This window comes from Quadrisphaera sp. RL12-1S, from assembly GCF_014270065.1.
Taxonomy (GTDB): Bacteria; Actinomycetota; Actinomycetes; order Actinomycetales; family Quadrisphaeraceae; genus Quadrisphaera.
In genome coordinates, this window is the sequence record NZ_JACNME010000006.1 from 60,072 (window position 1) to 77,060 (window position 16,989).

Genomic DNA, 16,989 nt, shown 5'->3' on the forward strand with positions numbered 1-16,989 from the left:
CCCTTCGTTGCAGTTGACGCCCCATCGGTGCCCGCGAAGGGGCGTCAACTGCAGCGAAGGGGCCAGGACTGCACCGGGCCGCAGAGGCCGGCCCGCGACGAGCGGAGGTGACGCGGACCCGCATGATCGTCACAGCGACATGGCGCGCAGGTGCGTGATCGTCGTGGAGGGGTGGGGTGCGGAGGGGCGGAGCGGAGGCGTGGTCGGGGTGCGGGGAGCAGGGCGGCGGCGGAGGATCGCGGCATGGCCGACTCGCCCGGCACCACGCCTGCTGCGCCCGCTGCCTCTGAGGACTGCGACGGCTCGCCCGACGCTCCCGACTGGGCGGGTGACTCCCCCGTCCCCGCCCGCATCGACCTCGCCGGGCTCCCCCGCGGCGAAGGTCGCCTCGCCCTCGTCACGGGCGTCACCGGCTACATCGGCGGGCGCCTCGTACCAGAGCTGCTCGCCGCCGGCTACCGGGTGCGGGCCTTCGCCCGCAACCCCCAGCGCCTGCGCGACAGGCCGTGGGCCGACCGCGTGGAGATGGTCGAGGGCGACGCCTCCGACGCGGAGTCGGTGACGAAGGCCCTCGACGGCGTCGACGTCGCCTACTACCTGCTGCACTCCCTCGGCACCGGGCGCAGCTTCGAGTCGCGCGACCGCCACCTCGCGCTGTGCTTCGGCAAGGCCGCCCGCGAGGCCCACGTCGGTCGCATCGTCTACCTCGGCGGCCTGTACCCCTCCGGCGAGGAGCTCTCGCCGCACCTGCTGGGGCGCAAGGAGGTGGAGGACATCCTCCTGGCCTCCGGCGTGCCGGTGACGGTGCTGCGCGCCGCCGTCATCCTCGGGTCCGGCTCGGCGAGCTTCGAGATGCTGCGCTACCTCACCGAGCGCCTCCCGATCATGATCCGTCCCAAGTGGCTGGCCAACCGGATCCAGCCGATCGCCGTCCGCGACGTCCTGCGCTACCTCGTGGGCGCGGCGGCCATCCCGGGCGACGTCAGCCGCGGCTTCGACATCGGCGGCCCGGACGTGGTCACGTACCTGCAGCTCATGCAGCGGTACGCCAAGGTGGCCGGGCTGCCCAAGCGGTACGCGATCCCGGTGCCGGTGCTCACGCCGCACCTGTCCAGCCACTGGGTCAACCTCGTGACGCCCGTGCCGCACACCATCGCGGGCGCCCTCATCGGCTCGATCGTCCACGAGGTGGTGGTCAAGGAGCGCGACATCACCGAGTTCGTGCCGGACCCGCCCGGTGGCCTGCTCGGCGTGGACGACGCGATCACGCTGGCCCTGGCGCGGGTGCAGGAGTTCGACGTGCAGACGTCGTGGCGCTCGGCGTCCACGCCGGGGGCACCGTCCGACCCGCTCCCGAGCGACCCCGACTGGTCCGGCGGCGCCCTCTACGTAGACGACAGGTCCGGTCCGGTGGACGCGACCCCGCGCCAGCTGTGGACCGTCATCGAGGGCATCGGCGGCGTCAACGGCTGGTACTCGTGGTCCCTGGGCTGGCGCGTGCGCGGCCTCATGGACATCGGTGTCGGCGGTCCCGGGCTGCGGCGCGGTCGCGCCAACCCCTACGACCTCACGGTCGGCGACGCCCTCGACTGGTGGCGCGTGGAGGAGATCCGCGACCTCGAGCTGCTGCGGCTGCGCGCCGAGATGCGCCTGCCCGGCGAGGCGTGGCTCGACCTGTGCGTGGAGACCGACGACTTCGGGCGCACGGTCTTCCGCCAGCGCGCGATCTTCCACCCCAAGGGCCTGAGCGGCTTCCTCTACTGGCAGGCGATCAAGCCCTTCCACGGGGTGGTCTTCGGCGGCATGCAGCGCAACATCGCTTCGGCCGCCGCGGCGGTCAAGGAGAGCGACGAGCGCTGGAAGCCGTCGCGTGCCTCCTGAGGCCGGCGCGCCGGCCGCGCCAGGTGCGCCGGGGGCGCCGTCCCCGCGGGTCGTCTGGATCACCGGCGCCAGCAGCGGCATCGGGTTGGCGACAGCACTCGCGTGCGCCCGGCGCGGCGACCGGCTGCTGCTCTCGAGCCGTGCTCCCGGCCCCCTGGAGGAGGCCGCCCGGCAGTGCCGCGCCCTCGGCGCCGCCGACGTGCAGGTCGCTCCCCTGGACACCGCCGACGACGACGCCGTCCGCCGCGCCTCCGCGGACGCCGTGCGGCGCTGGGGACGCCTCGACGTGGTCGTCCAGAACGCCGGGGTGGCGGCCTACGGCCGCGTCGACGAGGTGCCCGCGGACGTGCTCGCGGGGGTGTTGCGCACCAACGTGCTCGGTGCGGCGCTCGTGGCCGCCGAGGCGGTGCGGACCTTCAGGCACCAGGGCGAGGGCACCCTCGTGGTGGTCGGGTCGGTGCTCGGGCGGATCACCGTGCCGTGGATGGGCGCGTACAACGCGTCCAAGTTCGCGCTGCGCGGGCTGGTCCGCACCATGCAGCAGGAGAACCGGGACGTCCCCGGCATCCGGATCTCGCTGGTGGCCCCGGGCGGGGTGGACACGCCCATCTACGACCAGTCGGCCACGGTGCTGGGGCGGCGCAACCGGCCGCCGTACCCCGTCTCCTCCCCGGGGCACGTCGCGGAGAAGGTGCTGCGCGCGGCCGACAGGTCCGCGGCGTGGCACCGCGAGCTGGACGCCGGGTGGGCCAACCCCGCCATGAAGGCCGCGTACGGGCTGGCGCCGGGCCTGTTCGACCTGCTCTCGCGCCCGGCGATGCGGGCGCTGGGGTTCACGCGGGCCGAGAGGCCGGACGGGCCGGGCAACGTGCTGGCCCCGCGGCCGCACGAGGAGGGCCTGCGCCAGCGGCGATGATGGACGGGTGATGCCGTCGTCGTCCTCCTCCCCCCAGCAGGGTCCCGCGCAGGGCGTCCGCCCCGGGCTGCGCGTGGGCCGGTCCGTGCCCGCCGAGCAGCAGAGCTTCTACGAGGCGGTGGGCGGGCACGTGACGTTCGTGCGGCTGGTCGACGCGTTCTACGAGGGCGTCGCGCAGGACCCGCTGCTGCGCCCCATGTACCCCGAGGAGCAGCTGGACGGCGCCCGCGAGCGCCTGACGCTCTTCCTCGAGCAGTACTGGGGCGGTCCGACCACGTACTCCGAGACCCGGGGGCACCCGCGGCTGCGGATGCGGCACGCGGGGTTCCACATCGGTCCGGCGGCGCGGGACGCGTGGCTGGCGCACATGCGCGCCGCGGTCGACTCCCTCGGGCTGCCGCCGCTGCAGCACGAGGTGCTGTGGGACTACCTGGAGCGGGCGGCGCACAGCCTGCTCAACACCTTCGAGGACTGACCGCTCCCCCTGCGCACCCTCCGCGGCACGTGCGGGAGGGGCCGGGGGCGGACGTGCCGCGAGGCCCCCGTCCCCATCGGGGGCGAGGGCCTCGGGCCGTCTCGGTGGTGCGGGACGCCGTGCGTCAGCGGCGCCCGAGGCGCCGCTCGGAGGGCGCCGCGGTGTAGGTGAGCCCGTAGTGGGAGAAGACCTCGCCCTCGGACTCGGCGCGCAGCTCACCGTCGGTCTCGATGGACGGCGCGTCCTTCACCTGGTTCTTGGAGTACGGCACCTTGACGTACCCGGGCCCGACCACGGCGTCGTCGATGGGCACGAACACGAGCTTCTTGCTCATGAGGCCCACCGTGACGGTGGCGAAGGCGGGCTGGTCGGAGGTGGTGTCGACGTACACCGACTCGAGCTTGCCGATCTTGTCACCGGCCTCGTCGAGCACGTCCTCGCCGCTCCACTCACGGATGTTCCCCACGCGCACTGGCATGGTGCGAACGCTAGCGATCAGGGCCCGTGACCGCCCGCCGAGCCGGCCGGCGCGCCGCTCCGCGCGAGGATGCCCCCTGGATCCGTCCGGACGCGCATCCCGCCGTGGGCCGCCGGCGCTGCGCGCGGTCCCCGCTGCGGTCGCGGTCGTGGGCATGTACCTGGGGGTGGACGCCGGCGGCACCAAGACCGCGCTGTGCCTCGTCGCCGACCGCGGCGAGGTGCGCGGGCGGGCCCGAGCCGGCAGCGGGTACTACCTCGACGCCGCGGGGGCGACGTCCCGTCAGGAGGGTGCGGAGCACCCCGGCGTGGCGGCCGTCGCCGCGGTGCTGGCGTCGCGGCTGGCGGGGGCGGGTCTCGACGCCGCCTCCGTGGCGCGCCTCGCGCAGGAGCTGCCCGCCGTGGACCGCCGTCAGGCGCTCAGCCGCGTCAGGTGAGCAGCGGACGGCGGCCGAGCACGTGGCCGCGCCGGGTGGACAGGCGCCGCCACGGCCCGCAGGTGGCTGCCGTCACGGGTACGGCCGCGCCACCGCCGACTCCGCCGACGTCGGCGTCGTCGCGGGGCAGGAAGCCGAGCGCCTCCACGGAGCGGGCCAGGGCGGCGGCGAGGTCGCGCGGGTCGGCCGCGGCCTGCTGGCGCAGCGCCGACGCCTCCTGCGGCGGGGCCGGCACCCACCCGCTGCGCGGGGGCAGCAGCCCCGCCCAGGCGGTGCTGGGTCCGACGTCCACCGGAGGAACGGCCAGCTCGGCCAGCGGTGCCCCGTCCGCGCCGGTGCGCCGGGCGAGGCGGTCCGCCAGGGCCGCCAGCTCGACGACGACGTCCAGCGCGCGCGGCGGCGCGCCCGGCGCCGGCGGCGCCAGCGCGACGGTGCGCAGCCCCAGCACCGTGGGGAGCCCGGCGCCGTGCAGGGGGCTCACCCACACCGCGAGCACGCCCTCGGCGACCACGAGCCGGGCCGCACCCCCTGCGTCCGATCGGGCGGCGCGGGAGACCAGCACGGCCAGGTCGTCCAGGGCGCGCGCGTCCGCGGGCACCAGCGGCGCCGGCTGGTCGTCGCGCTGACCGTCCGCCTGCTCGTGGCGCGGGGGCGGGACGGTCACCGCGAGCGCCTCCGGAAGGGCACCGGCTCGTCGGTCCAGCTCTCGAGCACGTCGCGCTCGGTGTCCGACAGGCGTCGCGCGGAGCCGGTGCCGAGGTCGTAGGCCACGCACGTGGTGGCGGCGCGGACGTACACCGTCCGCGCGCCGTCCTCGTCGTCGTCGTAGATCTCGTAGCCGACCTCGAAGCTGGCGCCGCCCACGGCGGTGATCCAGATGTCCGTGGGCACGGGCGCCAGGCGCCACACCAGCGGTGCCAGGTACTCCACCTCGTGGCGGGCGACGACGACGCCGCTCTCCAGCAGGCTGGGACCGCCGTGGTCGCGCAGGTCCTCGAAGGCGTGCACGCGGACCTCCTCCAGCAGCCGCAGCACCTGCACGTTGTTGACGTGCCCGAACGCGTCCATGTCGGACCACCGCACCGTCACCGGCACGCACCTCTTCGCCACGCCGCCATGCTGGCGCACTCCCCGCGCGGTGCGGCGCCCACCCCGTCCCCCTAGTCTCCGGCGGGTGGCTGATGACGTTCACGGCGGTGCCCAGGCCGAGGGGCTCGCGGGGCTCCTGCGGGTGCTCGACCTGACGCCGGGCGGTGCCGACTCCTCCGGGCAGGACCTGTTCACCGGCGAGAACCAGCGCTCCCCGCACGGGCGCGTGTTCGGCGGGCAGGTGCTGGGGCAGTCGGTGGTCGCGGCGACGCGCACGGTGGACCCGGCCCGCCACGTGCACTCCATGCACGGGTACTTCCTGCGCCCGGGGGACCCGTCCACGCCCATCACCTTCGCCGTGGAGCGCCTGCGCGACGGCGGGTCGTTCAGCGCCCGGCGCGTGCACGCGATCCAGCACGGGCAGCCGATCCTGTCGATGATCGCCTCGTTCCAGGAGGCCCAGGACGGCGTCGACCACGCCGAGCCGGCGCCGCAGGTGCCGGGCCCGGAGTCGCTGCCGAGCATCGCGGACCTCGTGGGCCGGCTCGACCACCCCTTCGCGCGGTACTGGGCCCGGGAGCGGCCGGTGGACGTGCGGCACGTGGGCAGCGCGCTCTACCTGCCGTCGGCCCCGGGGCGCGGTGACGACGGGGACGACGAGGGCGGTGACGGCTCCCAGGCGGTGTGGCTGCGCGTCGCCGGGCCGCTCCCGGCCGACCAGGCCCTGCACCGCGCGGTGCTGGCGTGGGCCAGCGACGTGACGGTCCTGGAGCCGGTGCTGCGCCGCCACGGCGCGGCCTGGTCCACCCCGGGGATCCGGGTGGCGAGCCTGGACCACGCGCTGTGGTGGCACCGCCCGGTGCGCGCGGACGAGTGGATGCTCTTCGTGCAGGAGACGCCGTCGGCGTCGGGGGCGCGCGGGCTCGGGCTGGCGCGGGTGTACGACCGGGCCGGCGCGCTGGTGGCCACCGTCGCGCAGGAGGGCATGACCCGCCTGACCTGACGCGCCCGCGCTGGCCGCCGGTCCCGGACGGACGGGGACGTCGGTGCCGCGTCCGGCAGACTCGCTGCCGTGAGCGATCCGGTGACCCTGCGGCAGCTGCTCGACGACGCGGCCTTCCTCTCCCTGGAGCACCAGCTGCACCTCGGCGACCAGCTGGGCGAGCACTCCTGGGACGTGGACCTCTCGCGGGGGCGCTTCGCCTTCCGCGCCGCCGCCGAGGGCGCCGGGCCGCTGCTCGCCTCCTCGCCCGGCGGGGAGCTGGTGGTCGATCGCCTGCACCTGCTGGGCAGCGCGGCGCCCGGGCCGCGGTCGTGGCTGTGGTCGTGGGCCAACCCGTCAGGCTTCGCGCAGGACCTGACCGACCTCGCCCGCTGGCTGCGGGACTTCGGGGAGCGGCACGGCGTGGCCGACCTCGTCCGGCCCGAGGTGCCCTTCGCGGAGCTGCCCGACGGTCCTCCCGAGGCGCTGCACGCCGTCGGCGTCTTCGTGGACGCGGCCAAGGCCGCCTCGCAGCGCTGGACGTCCTACAACGGCGACGGCGGTGGCGGCACGCGCGTGGCGTTCCTGCTGGACCACCCGGCGTTCGCCCTGCCGGAGCCCTCGGGACCGCGCGTGCTGCGGGTGCTGCTGGAGCGCCTGTCCGGTGCATCGATAGGCGACCACCGCCGCGCCGTCGCCGCTTACGCCGGCGGCCGGGGGCTGCAGCAGCGCTGGGAGGCCGGTCACGTGGGGGTGCGGCTGGCGGGCACCGGCTTCGAGGTGCGGGTGCGCTTCGACGAGCGGGGCTTCGTCGCCGGTGTCGACGCGGAGTTCTCCCCCGCCTGACCCGACGGCTCAGATCGCGTCGAGGCGCCCCAGCAGGGCTGCGCTCCGACCGCGGAGGCGGTGCAGGTCGGGCTCCGGGGGGCCCGCCGCTTCGCTCGCGGCCACCAGCCACCCGACCTGCTCGCGCAGCCGCTCCCGCACGGCGGGGTCCACAGCGGCGTCGTCGAGCCGCTCTGCCACGGCGACGGCGTGCAAGAGCACCAGGGGCGTGGTGGTGGCGTAGGCGCGCAGCGCGTCGAAGACCTGGTCGACCAGCTCGACGGGGCTGACGGGATCGGCGACGAGCCTGACCACGCCGTCCTGGCCGGCCCGCTCGGCAGTGGGCACCCGGCGTCCGACGAGCAGCACCAGACCGCCGGACAGGTCGTCGAGGGCGGTGATCGCCGTGTACGGGTCGTTGACACCGGACGACAGCGCGCGGGACATCAGCTCGACCAGCTGCTGGACGACGAACTCGACGTCCTGGACGGCGGTGCGGCTGTTCGCCAGGTCCACGCAGGCCCTGAGCTCCCGCAGCAGCTCCTCGCCGGCGCGCTCGGCGGGCAGCACGTCCAGCAGCGCCGTGCGGTCCACGGCGTAGCGGCCCGGCCGTGACACCACGCGCACCAGCACGTCGTGCTGCTGGGCGAGGCTCTCGACCGCCTCGAGGGCCACTTCGGCGACGTACCCGCACCCGCCCGCGCGCACCACGGCGGCCGGGACGCCGTCAGCTGCCGCGACGCGTCCGCCGTCCTCGTCGCGGACGACACCGGCCGGCAGCTCCGCCCGCCGCGGGGCGGGGTCGCCGGCGCCCTCGGGGTAGAGCCGGGCCACCGCGTCCCGCAGCTGGTCGCAGACCCGCCTGGACAGGGTCACCACCTGCACGGACTCGCTGACGTGGTGGATGAAGAAGACCAGCAGGGCCACGCAGAGCACTGCGGCGAGGACGGCGAAGAGGACGGCCAGGTGCGGCACGAAGGCGACGGTCCCGTCGGTCTCCGAGGTCACCGACCGGAGCACCAGCAGCGCGTACAGGCTGGTGGACACGAACGTCCCCAGCACCACGTGCGTGGCGCGGTCGGCCATGAAGCTGCGCACGAGGTGCGGCCCGTAGCTGGACGAGGTCAGCGTCATCACGGCGATGGTGATGGAGAACGTCGTGGAGGCGACGCCGAGCATCGACCCGGCGATGGCGCCGAGCAGGTCGCGCGACCCGCTCGGGCCCGAGCGGGACCCCAGCGGCCCGAGCCCCTGGGTCCAGGACGGCCCCAGCGAGTGGTCGACGGCGATGAGCACCTGCGACAGCACGAGCGCCAGCAGGCACATCACGGCCGGCACGGCCCAGAAGCTGCCGCTCGCGCGGTGCCAAGCGGCGGTGAGGCGCGCCTGGGCGCCCGTGCGAGCGGCAGCCACGGTCGGCCGCGTCAGTCGCGCGTGAGCCGGCGGTGGGTGACGCGGTGCGGACGCGCGGCGTCCTCACCGAGGCGGTCGATCTTGTTCTCGAGGTATCCGGCGAAGTTGCCCTCGTACCAGTACCAGTTCGCCTCGTCCTCCTCGGTGCCCTCCCAGGCGAGGATGTGCGTGGCGACGCGGTCGAGGAACCACCGGTCGTGGCTGATGACCACGGCGCAGCCGGGGAACTCCAGCAGGGCGTCCTCCAGGGAGGACAGCGTCTCGACGTCGAGGTCGTTGGTGGGCTCGTCGAGGAGCAGCAGGTTGCCGCCCTGCTTGAGGGTCAGCGCCAGGTTGAGGCGGTTGCGCTCGCCACCGGACAGCACCCCGGCCTTCTTCTGCTGGTCCGGGCCCTTGAACCCGAACGCGGAGACGTAGGCGCGCGAGGGCACCTCGACGTTGCCGACCTGCATGTAGTCGAGCCCGTCGGACACGACCTCCCACAGCGACTTGTTCGGGTCCAGACCGCCGCGGTTCTGGTCGACGTAGGAGACCTTGACGGTCTCGCCCACGCGCACGGAGCCGGAGTCCGGCTCCTCCAGGCCCACGATGGTCTTGAAGAGCGTGGTCTTGCCGACGCCGTTGGGGCCGATGACCCCGACGATGCCGTTGCGGGGCAGCGTGAAGCTGAGCCCGTCGATGAGGACGCGGTCGCCGAAGCCCTTCTTGAGGTCCTTGACCTCGATGACCTGCGAGCCCAGGCGCGGGCCCGGCGGGATCTGGATCGACTCGAAGTCGAGCTTGCGGGTGCGGTCGGCCTCGGCCGCCATCTCCTCGTAGCGCGCCAGGCGCGACTTGGACTTGGTCTGGCGGGCCTTGGCGTTGGAGCGGACCCACTCGAGCTCGTCGGCGAGGCGCTTGGCGAGCTTGGCGTCCTTCTTGCCCTGCACCTGCAGGCGCTCGCGCTTCTTCTCCAGGTAGGTGGAGTAGTTGCCCTCGTAGGGGTACAGGCGGCCGCGGTCGACCTCGGCGATCCACTGCGCGACGTTGTCGAGGAAGTACCGGTCGTGGGTGACGGCGAGGACGGCGCCGGGGTAGCTGGCGAGGTGCTGCTCGAGCCAGGTGACGGACTCGGCGTCGAGGTGGTTGGTGGGCTCGTCGAGCAGCAGCAGGTCGGGCTCGCTGAGCAGCAGGCGGCACAGCGCCACGCGGCGGCGCTCACCACCGGAGAGGACCTTGACGTCGGCGTCGCCCGGGGGGCAGCGCAGCGCGTCCATGGCCTGCTCCAGCTTGGAGTCCATGTCCCACGCGCCGGCGTGGTCGAGCTCCTCCTGGAGGTCGCCCATCTCCTTCATGAGGGCGTCGAAGTCGGCGTCCGGGTCCTCGAAGGCGGCGGTGATCTCGTTGTACCTGTCGACCTTGCGCTTGAGGTCTCCCATGCCCTCCTGGACGTTCTCCAGGACGGTCTTGTCCTCGTCGAGCGGGGGCTCCTGCAGGAGGATGCCCACCGAGTAGCCCGGCGAGAGGCGGGCCTCGCCGTTGGACGGCTGGTCGAGACCAGCCATGATCTTGAGGATCGTCGACTTGCCCGCACCGTTCGGGCCGACGACGCCGATCTTCGCCCCGGGGTAGAACGACATGGTCACGTCGTCGAGGATCAGCTTGTCGCCCAAGGACTTGCGGGCCTTGTACATGGTGTAGATGAACTCCGCCATGACCTCCAGCCTAGGGGCGGACGGCGCCCTCCCACGCCGCCCGCCCCGGCCCCCTCGCCCGCCGACGGCTCAGGCGCTGCGCACCAGCTCCGCGCCCTCGTCGTCGCCGTCCAGCGGCGCGCTGCGGAGCACGTCGTCGGGGTCGGCGGAGTCCTCGTCGCGGTAGTCGGTCAGCGACCGCGCGTCGAGCCTCTCGACGGGCGGCGCCTCCCCCTGGCCGGGCAGCGCGCCGCCCTCCCAGGGACCGGTGAGCACCCCCGTGCTGCGCTCCACCCGGGAGGTGTCGGCGGCGGGCTGCTCGGCGCGGTCGCGCAGGCGCTGGTCGGCCGGGCCGCGCCGCAGGTCGAGCGACACCGAGCGCGCCTTGAGCGTGGTGGCGCGCCGCCGCTCGACCCGGTCCCCCTCGCGGACCTCGTACTCCCGCTGCTCGAAGGTCCCCGAGACCACCACGCGGGAGCCCTTCTTGACGGACGCGGCGACGTTCTCGGCGAGCTCCTCCCAGCACGTCACGTCCCACCAGTTGGGCGGGCCGTCGACCCACACGCCGGTGCTCTGGTCGCGCCAGGAGTCGCTCTCGGCGACGCGGAACTTCGTGTACGGGGTGCCCGACGTGGTCGCGCGCAGCTCGGGATCCGCCCCGAGGTGCCCCACCAGCGTGAACGTCGACTTCGGCATGCCGGCCTCCTCCTCTCGGCCCGCCCAGCGCGAGCGCTCGCAGCGACCCTGCCGCCGTCGTCGTCCTCGCCACCACCGCCCACCCGCCGGCCTGTGGACGAGCGCCCACCGCACCCCGCCTGTGGGCGGCTGACAGCGCTAGCGTGCGCGCTCGTGACGCCGCCGACCGCCCTGCTGACCGACCGCGTGGTGCTCGAGGACGCTCACGTGCGCCTGGAGCCGCTGACCGCGGAGCACGCCCCCGAGCTGGCCTCCGCCCTGGCCGAGGGCGGTCTGGAGCACACCTGGTACACCGCCGTGCCCACCCCGGGGACGGTCGCTGACGACGTCGCCGAGCGCCTGGCCCTGCACGCGGCCGGCACCATGAACCCGTGGGCGGTGCGCCGCCGCTCCGACGGCGCGCTGGTGGGCTGCACCACCTTCTGCAACATCGCCCAGGACGACCGGCACGTGGAGGTCGGCGCCACCTGGCTGGTGCCGAGCGCCCAGCGCACCGCCGTCAACAGCGCCGCCAAGCTGCTGCTGCTCGGCCACGCCTTCGAGGCGTGCGACGCGATCGCCGTCGAGCTGCGCACGCACTGGCACAACCGGCAGTCGCGCGCGGCCATCGAGCGCCTGGGCGCCAAGCTGGACGGGGTGCTGCGCAACCACCGGATCGGTCCGGACGGCGTGCTGCGCGACACCGCCGTCTACTCCGTGCTGCCCCACGAGTGGCCCGCGGTCCGCGCCACCCTGCACGCCTCCCTGACCCGCCACCGCTGAGCCCGCCACCGCTGAGGACGACGGGCGTCAGCGGCGACCGAGCCGCTCCCCCGCTGACGCCAGCGCCTCGCGCACCTCGCGGTGGCGAGCCACCACGGCGGCCACCGCGGCCAGCAGCCGCTCCTGCGCCGTGCGCGCCACCACCTCGCGCAGCTGGGAGCGGACGCGCCGCCGCAGGCGCTCGGCGCGACGCCGCACCAGCGAGCGCGACAGCGCCGCGAGCAGCCAGCCCAGCAGCACCCCTCCCACCAGCAGCAGCGTCGGCAGCGGCACCGCCCACCGCTCGTACCCGGAGCCGGTGGGCGGCCCGACGTGCGGCAGCGGCGGGGCGGGCAGCTGCAGGTAGCCGACCACGCCGAGCGCGGCCAGCCACAGGCCGCCGACCACGGCGCACACCGCGAGCAGCACCTGCAGCGCCTCCGCCGCGCCCCACCAGCGGGGCGCGGGGTGGGCCAGCGGCACGGTCTGCACGGCCTGGTCGAGGGAGTCGGCGAGGTCGTCGCTGACGGGTCCGGAGGCAGCGCGCACCGCGTCGCCCCACCGCTGCGGCAGGTCGTTCGCCACGGAGGTCACCACGCCGCGCACGGCGGTGGAGACCTGCGCGCGCTGGGAGGCGGTGGGCACCGGGACGGACGTGCGGGTCAGCTGCGCCGGCGCGGCGGTCCCGCCGTCGGCGCCGTCCGCGCCGCCCCCGCCGGAGGACGACGACGACGTCAGGTGCAGCCGCTTCAGCGGGTCCGGGCGCAGGCGCCGCACCCAGCGGGTGAAGGGCCAGCCAGTGCGCCCGACGCCCGCGCGCAGCTCGCTGCCGCGCACGGCGTCGCTGATGGCGGGCACGCCGGCGGCCACGGCGAGGGCGTCGACCAGCGCCGGGGCGCCCTCGGCGGTGGCGACGTCGGGCTCTGCGGGAGCCACCGAGGCCTGCAGCTCCCGCACCGCGGCCAGCACGTCGGCCTCGGAGCGGCGACGGGCGACGGTGCTGGCCCGCACCACGTCGGTGAGCACCTGGCGCAGGGCGCCGACGCCCTGGCCGGTGCGCGCGGAGGTGGACAGCAGCCGGACCCTGTCCAGGCCGTCGGCGGCGAGCAGCCTGCGCAGGTCGGCCTCGCAGACGGCGGCGGAGGCCTCGTCGAGGGTGTCGACCTGGTTGAGCACCACCACCACGACGTCCTGGTGGTCGGCGAGGTGGCGCAGGTAGCGGGAGTGGAGCGCAGCGTCGGCGTACTTCTGCGGGTCGGCCACCCACACCACGAGGTCGGCCAGGCCCACGAGCCGGTCCACCTGGAGGCGGTGGGACAGCTCCGTGGAGTCGTGGTCGGGCAGGTCGAGCAGCACCAGGCCGGTGAGGGCGTCCTCGCGGTGAGCGTCCAGCTCGCTGACCCGCTCGGTGCGGTGCCGGCGGGGCACCTCCAGCCAGTCGAGCAGCGCCTCGGGCACCTCGCCCCAGACGCACGCCGTGGGGTGGGAGGTGGTGGGGCGCCGCACGCCGACCGTGGCGACGTCGAGCCCGGCGATGGCGTTGAACAGGCTCGACTTGCCGCTGCCGGTGGCCCCGGCGAGCGCCACGACGGACGCGCCGGTGTCCCCGGCGAGGCGCTGACGTGCGCGGGCGGCGACGGCGCGGGCGCGCTCGGCGGCAGCTGGGTCCAGCTCGTCACCGCCCGCCTCGAGGGCCGCCTCGAGGTCCGCGAGCGCGGCCCCCAGGGGGGTGTCGGGCGAGAGCGCTCCCGGCGGGGCGTCGGGCTCGGGCAGGGCGACACCGCTCTCGTCGTCGTCGGGGTGGTGGTCGAGGCGGGTCTGGGCGCTCACGCGGCGCTCCCCCGGCCGACGTCCCCGGCCCGGACGACCTCAGCGGCGGCCTGGCGCAGCTGCGAGCCCGACAGCGCCGGCTCCTCCCCGGCCGCGAGCCGCCGGGGCAGCAGGCGCGCCAGGGACTCCTCCTCGCGAGCGAGCAGGTCCTCGACGCGGGCGACGAGGTCGGCGCGGGCGGCGGCGGCGAGGGTGCGCACGGCCTGGTCCCCGAAGGCGGCCTCGAGCACGCGCTGCGCGAGGGCGGCGGTGAGGGCGGCGATGCCGGCCTCGGCTCCGGTCAGCCCGGCGCTGGCGGCGAACACCACGAGCATGAGCACCGCGCCGGCGCCGCTGACGCCGAGGCTGTAGAGCAGCGCGCGGCTGCGCTTGCCCTCGCCCTGGGCGCGCACGAGGTCGAGCACGTGCTGCTGCCAGTCGCGGACGAGCCGCTCGACGTCGGCGGTGAAGTCCGGCCGCAGCTGCGGGTCGGAGGCCGCAGCCGGTGCCGCCGCCAGCAGCGCTGCCCCCGAGGGTCGGGCGCGCCAGCGCAGCAGCGCGCTCTGGCGAGCGCGTCCGGCGGCGTCCACCACGAGCGCGGCGACGCCGGTGGCGAGCGCCTCTCCCAGCCGGTCCGCCGGAGGTGCCTTGCGGCGCACCGCGGCGGTGATCCGGTCGCGCACCCGGCCGACGCCGGCCTGCAGGCTGGCGAACAGCTCACCGGTGCCGACGAACTCCTGCCAGCGGGCCAGCACCTCCCCCCGCAGCAGCGTGCCGTCGGACAGGTGGTCCTGCAGCCCGTCGGTGGCGTCGGCGTAGGCGCCGTGCAGGTCGGCGCGCAGCGACCGCTCCTCGGCGTCCTGCGCGTCGGCGGCGTCGGCCAGGCGCGGCACGCGGGTGGCCAGCGACGCCAGCGCCCCCGACAGCGTGCGGCGGACGACGACGTCGCGGCTGCGCGCGTCCGCGCTGATGCCCGCCAGCCAGCGCCGCAGGGGGGCGGTCTGCTGCGCCGGGAGGAGACCGCCCTCCAGCGGCGACTCGGCCACCGTGAACAGCGGTGCGCTCTTCAGCCCCGCCTCGGCGAGCATGCGCGAGAGGTCCGCGCGGACCTCGGTCAGCGCCCCCGGCGGGATCCGGTCGAGCACCACGGCCACCGCGGTGCCGCGCTCGGTGGCGGTGCGCAGCACCTCCCACGGCACGGCGTCGGCGTAGCGGGCCGCGGTGGTGGTGAACAGCCACAGGTCGGCGGCGCCGAGCAGCTGGACGGCGAGGTCGCGGTTGGCCTCGACCACGGAGTCGACGTCGGGCGCGTCCAGCAGCGCCAGGCCCGCGGGCTGGTCAGCGGCCTCCACCAGGCGCAGGCCCTTCGCGGCGCTGCCCGGGTGGCTGGGGTCCGGGACCTCGGCGCCGGTGGTGCGCGCCAGGCCCGGCAGCACCGCGTCAGACAGGAAGTGCGCGGCGTCGGCCGGGCTGTGCACCAGCACCGGGTAGCGCGTGGTGGGGCGGAGCACCCCCGACGTCGTCACGTGGGCGCCCACCAGGCTGTTCACCAGCGTGGACTTGCCCGCCCCCGTGGACCCGCCGACGACGGCGAGCAGCGGCGCGTCCAGGCGGCGCAAGCGCGGCAGCAGGTAGTCGTCCAGCTGGGCCAGCAGCTGGTCCCGCTCGGTGCGAGCCCGGTCGGACCCGGCGGCGTCCAGGGGCAGCTCCAGGCCGCCGACGAGCTCCCGCAGGCGCTCCACCGGCTCCAGCAGCGCCGAGGACGGGGACGGCGCAGGTGCCGCTGCCGCCGACGTGCTCACCCCCTCAGACTGCCGCCGACCCCTGGTCTGCGCCACCACCGGGTGCTCTGTCCGGGGTGCTCGCACGGCGCGTCCCGCGCCGGCGGGCGGCGCGCCGCGGGGTGCGGCCCCCCAGGCGGTGCCGCCTACGCTGTGCTGCGGCGCGGTGACGCGCCCCGCCCTCGTAGCTCAGCGGAAGAGCACCGGACTTCTAATCCGATGGTCGCTGGTTCGAATCCAGCCGGGGGCGCCGCCTCCAGGCCAAGATCTGCACATGGGCGACGTACAAATCTCTGCTGCAGCCACCCTCGTAGCGGCGATCGTCGCGGTCCTCGGGTCCATCGGCACTGTCGCCTTGAGTGCCCTCTTCCAGCGGCGGTACCTCAGAGCTGATCTGGCAGGCCAAGCGGTAGAGCGTCGGGCCCAGTGGGAGCGAGAGAACGCTCAGTCTGCGAGCGCAGGCAAAGCAGCCGCCTGCGCAGCCTTCGATGCTGCGGTTGTTCGAGCGGTCGGCCGGCTGCAGCGAGCGATCGATCTCGCCGATCAACCGAGGGTCAGGCGCAAGCTCCTCGGTCTGGGATGGGCACAACGCTGGGAGGAGGACATCCAACAAGCAGCTTTCGACATCGCTCTGCCGTACAGCACGCTGCGCTTCGCCGCCGACCCGCAGATCTTGACCGCCGCCGAGGACGTCATAAAAGCCCTCACGAAAGTCACCGCCGCGATGAGTGCCGTTCCGACGCCGCTTCCGCCCTCTCCGATGGCAGTGTTCAAGACGTCCGCGCGAAAGCGTTGGCGCGCCAGCATCGATAGAGAGCTCTCAGGACTGCACGCCGCGCGTCGGCACTTAATCTCTGCTGTCGACGCATCTGCGCGGCGCACCAGCAGGGAACGCTGAACGATTATTGAGCAGGGCACAGAGCGCAGCCACAGCGGCCTCTGGGCTGCTCTTCGTGACGTGTCCCCAGCGGCGAGCGGCCCGCCCGTGCGGGCGTGGCGCACCTGCTCAGCCGGCGCAAGTCCCGCGGCCGACTGCCCGTAGGGATGACCGCGGCGCAGCGACGCGAGATGTCTCCGACCATCCCCGAGGTGCTGAAGCTGATCCGCGAGGAACCTGACCGGCTCATGGCCGCCGCGGAGCGGGACGACCACGACGCCTACCGCGCCGAGACCAAGGAGCTGCGCCAGACCCTGGCGCTGCTGTGCGAGGGGTCGCTGAAGGGCGTCTTCGACGGGCCGACGACGCAGCCCATCGACTTGCAGGCGCCGGCGGTCAGCGTCGACATCTCCGCGGTCGCCGCCTCCGGGGACACGCTGGTGGCCGCGGCGATGCTGTCGACCTGGTCCTACGGCTTCGCGACCATCGACGCCTCCACCGCGCTGGCCGAGGCCGGACTCGCGCCGCGGCGCAAGTACTTCGCCGTCATGGACGAGCTGTGGCGCGCCCTGCGTGGAGCGCCTGGGCTGGTGGACCACGCCGACGCGCTCACCCGTGTCTACCGGGGCCGCGATGTCGCTCACGCGATGGCGACGCACTCGCTGGACGACCTCTTGGCGCTGCCGACCGAGGAGGACCGGGCCAAGGCCCGTGGGTTCGTCGAGCGCAACGCGGTTACGGTGCTGGCCGGGCTGCCGCCGCGGGAGCTGGACGCGGTCTCAGCGGTGGTGCCGCTGTCGGACAAGGAGCGGCAGATGGTCGCGTCCTGGTCGGCGCCGGAGTCCTGGCAGGCCGGGGCTCGTCACCCCAGGCGGGGAAGTACCTGATCAAGACTGGGCAGCGGGTCGGCATCCCGG

At 75.0% G+C, this 16,989-nt stretch carries 17 protein-coding genes and 1 tRNA gene; 10 read left to right on the forward strand and 8 right to left on the reverse strand.

Annotated features, from left to right (window positions below):
• Window positions 1–243 precede the first annotated feature (243 nt).
• From H7K62_RS12835 to H7K62_RS12845, 3 genes are read left to right on the forward strand one after another with little or no spacing between them, the layout of a single operon-like run.
• Window positions 244–1,881 carry an SDR family oxidoreductase gene (locus H7K62_RS12835; protein WP_186718803.1) on the forward strand — a complete coding sequence of 546 codons (1,638 nt, stop codon included), beginning with the start codon at window positions 244–246 and terminating at the stop codon, window positions 1,879–1,881.
• Window positions 1,871–2,797 (forward strand): SDR family NAD(P)-dependent oxidoreductase, encoded by a 927-nt coding sequence (locus H7K62_RS12840; protein WP_186718811.1) that lies wholly within the window; start codon window positions 1,871–1,873, stop codon window positions 2,795–2,797. The genes H7K62_RS12835 and H7K62_RS12840 overlap by 11 nt, the downstream gene beginning before the upstream one ends.
• A gap of 10 nt (window positions 2,798–2,807) precedes the next feature.
• Window positions 2,808–3,272 (forward strand): globin, encoded by a 465-nt coding sequence (locus tag H7K62_RS12845; protein WP_186719207.1) that lies wholly within the window; start codon window positions 2,808–2,810, stop codon window positions 3,270–3,272.
• Between the two features lie 124 nt (window positions 3,273–3,396).
• Here the strand turns inward: H7K62_RS12845 and H7K62_RS12850 are convergent, their stop codons facing one another.
• Window positions 3,397–3,750 carry a PRC-barrel domain-containing protein gene (locus H7K62_RS12850; protein ID WP_186718813.1) on the reverse strand — a complete coding sequence of 118 codons (354 nt, stop codon included), beginning with the start codon at window positions 3,748–3,750 and terminating at the stop codon, window positions 3,397–3,399.
• 148 nt (window positions 3,751–3,898) lie between these two features.
• Between H7K62_RS12850 and H7K62_RS12855 the strand changes: the two genes are divergently transcribed.
• The gene (locus tag H7K62_RS12855; protein WP_186718815.1) at window positions 3,899–4,186 is read left to right on the forward strand and encodes a hypothetical protein; all 288 of its coding nucleotides are present in this window, start codon (window positions 3,899–3,901) and stop codon (window positions 4,184–4,186) included.
• On the opposite strand, the gene H7K62_RS12860 is transcribed toward H7K62_RS12855, so the two are convergent.
• Window positions 4,179–4,850 (reverse strand): flagellar biosynthesis protein FlhF, encoded by a 672-nt coding sequence (locus tag H7K62_RS12860; RefSeq protein ID WP_222437554.1) that lies wholly within the window; start codon window positions 4,848–4,850, stop codon window positions 4,179–4,181. The two genes, H7K62_RS12855 and H7K62_RS12860, sit on opposite strands and share 8 nt — an antisense overlap.
• Complete coding sequence (locus H7K62_RS12865) at window positions 4,847–5,296, reverse strand: acyl-CoA thioesterase (RefSeq protein ID WP_186718817.1); 450 nt, start codon at window positions 5,294–5,296, stop codon at window positions 4,847–4,849. The genes H7K62_RS12860 and H7K62_RS12865 overlap by 4 nt, the downstream gene beginning before the upstream one ends.
• A 64-nt stretch (window positions 5,297–5,360) precedes the next feature.
• Here H7K62_RS12865 and H7K62_RS12870 point away from each other — a divergent pair, with 64 nt between their 5' ends.
• Window positions 5,361–6,278, forward strand: a complete 918-nt coding sequence (locus H7K62_RS12870; RefSeq protein ID WP_370591761.1) for an acyl-CoA thioesterase — start codon at window positions 5,361–5,363, stop codon at window positions 6,276–6,278.
• A 69-nt stretch (window positions 6,279–6,347) separates the two neighbouring features.
• Entirely contained in the window at window positions 6,348–7,103 is a 756-nt protein-coding gene (locus H7K62_RS12875; RefSeq protein ID WP_186718819.1) for a DUF6882 domain-containing protein, read from the forward strand.
• Between the two features lie 9 nt (window positions 7,104–7,112).
• Here H7K62_RS12875 and H7K62_RS12880 read toward each other — a convergent pair whose 3' ends face one another.
• The 3 genes from H7K62_RS12880 to H7K62_RS12890 all read right to left on the reverse strand — a co-directional run bounded on the left by H7K62_RS12880 (window position 7,113) and on the right by H7K62_RS12890 (window position 10,864).
• A complete protein-coding gene (locus H7K62_RS12880; RefSeq protein WP_186718820.1) occupies window positions 7,113–8,495 on the reverse strand; it encodes a DUF2254 domain-containing protein in 1,383 nt (460 codons plus the stop codon).
• Window positions 8,496–8,506: 11 nt separating this feature from the next.
• A complete protein-coding gene (ettA, locus tag H7K62_RS12885) occupies window positions 8,507–10,189 on the reverse strand; it encodes an energy-dependent translational throttle protein EttA (protein ID WP_186718821.1) in 1,683 nt (560 codons plus the stop codon).
• Between the two features lie 69 nt (window positions 10,190–10,258).
• Window positions 10,259–10,864 carry a single-stranded DNA-binding protein gene (locus tag H7K62_RS12890; RefSeq protein ID WP_186718822.1) on the reverse strand — a complete coding sequence of 202 codons (606 nt, stop codon included), beginning with the start codon at window positions 10,862–10,864 and terminating at the stop codon, window positions 10,259–10,261.
• A 153-nt stretch (window positions 10,865–11,017) separates the two neighbouring features.
• Between H7K62_RS12890 and H7K62_RS12895 the strand changes: the two genes are divergently transcribed.
• Window positions 11,018–11,626 (forward strand): GNAT family N-acetyltransferase, encoded by a 609-nt coding sequence (locus H7K62_RS12895; protein WP_370591762.1) that lies wholly within the window; start codon window positions 11,018–11,020, stop codon window positions 11,624–11,626.
• A gap of 27 nt (window positions 11,627–11,653) precedes the next feature.
• Here H7K62_RS12895 and H7K62_RS12900 read toward each other — a convergent pair whose 3' ends face one another.
• On the reverse strand, window positions 11,654–13,435 hold the full coding sequence (locus tag H7K62_RS12900) for a GTPase (protein WP_186718830.1): 1,782 nt from the start codon (window positions 13,433–13,435) through the stop codon (window positions 11,654–11,656).
• A complete protein-coding gene (locus H7K62_RS12905) occupies window positions 13,432–15,216 on the reverse strand; it encodes a GTPase family protein (protein ID WP_186718838.1) in 1,785 nt (594 codons plus the stop codon). Before H7K62_RS12905 ends, H7K62_RS12900 begins: the two co-directional genes overlap by 4 nt.
• A 157-nt stretch (window positions 15,217–15,373) precedes the next feature.
• Between H7K62_RS12905 and H7K62_RS12910 the strand changes: the two genes are divergently transcribed.
• The 3 genes from H7K62_RS12910 (at window position 15,374) to H7K62_RS12920 (ending at window position 16,959) form a co-directional block, all read left to right on the forward strand.
• Window positions 15,374–15,445 (forward strand) — tRNA-Arg (locus H7K62_RS12910).
• Between the two features lie 24 nt (window positions 15,446–15,469).
• On the forward strand, window positions 15,470–16,093 hold the full coding sequence (locus tag H7K62_RS12915) for a hypothetical protein (protein WP_186718839.1): 624 nt from the start codon (window positions 15,470–15,472) through the stop codon (window positions 16,091–16,093).
• 191 nt (window positions 16,094–16,284) lie between these two features.
• On the forward strand, window positions 16,285–16,959 hold the full coding sequence (locus H7K62_RS12920) for a hypothetical protein (protein WP_186718840.1): 675 nt from the start codon (window positions 16,285–16,287) through the stop codon (window positions 16,957–16,959).
• Window positions 16,960–16,989: the final 30 nt, after the last annotated feature.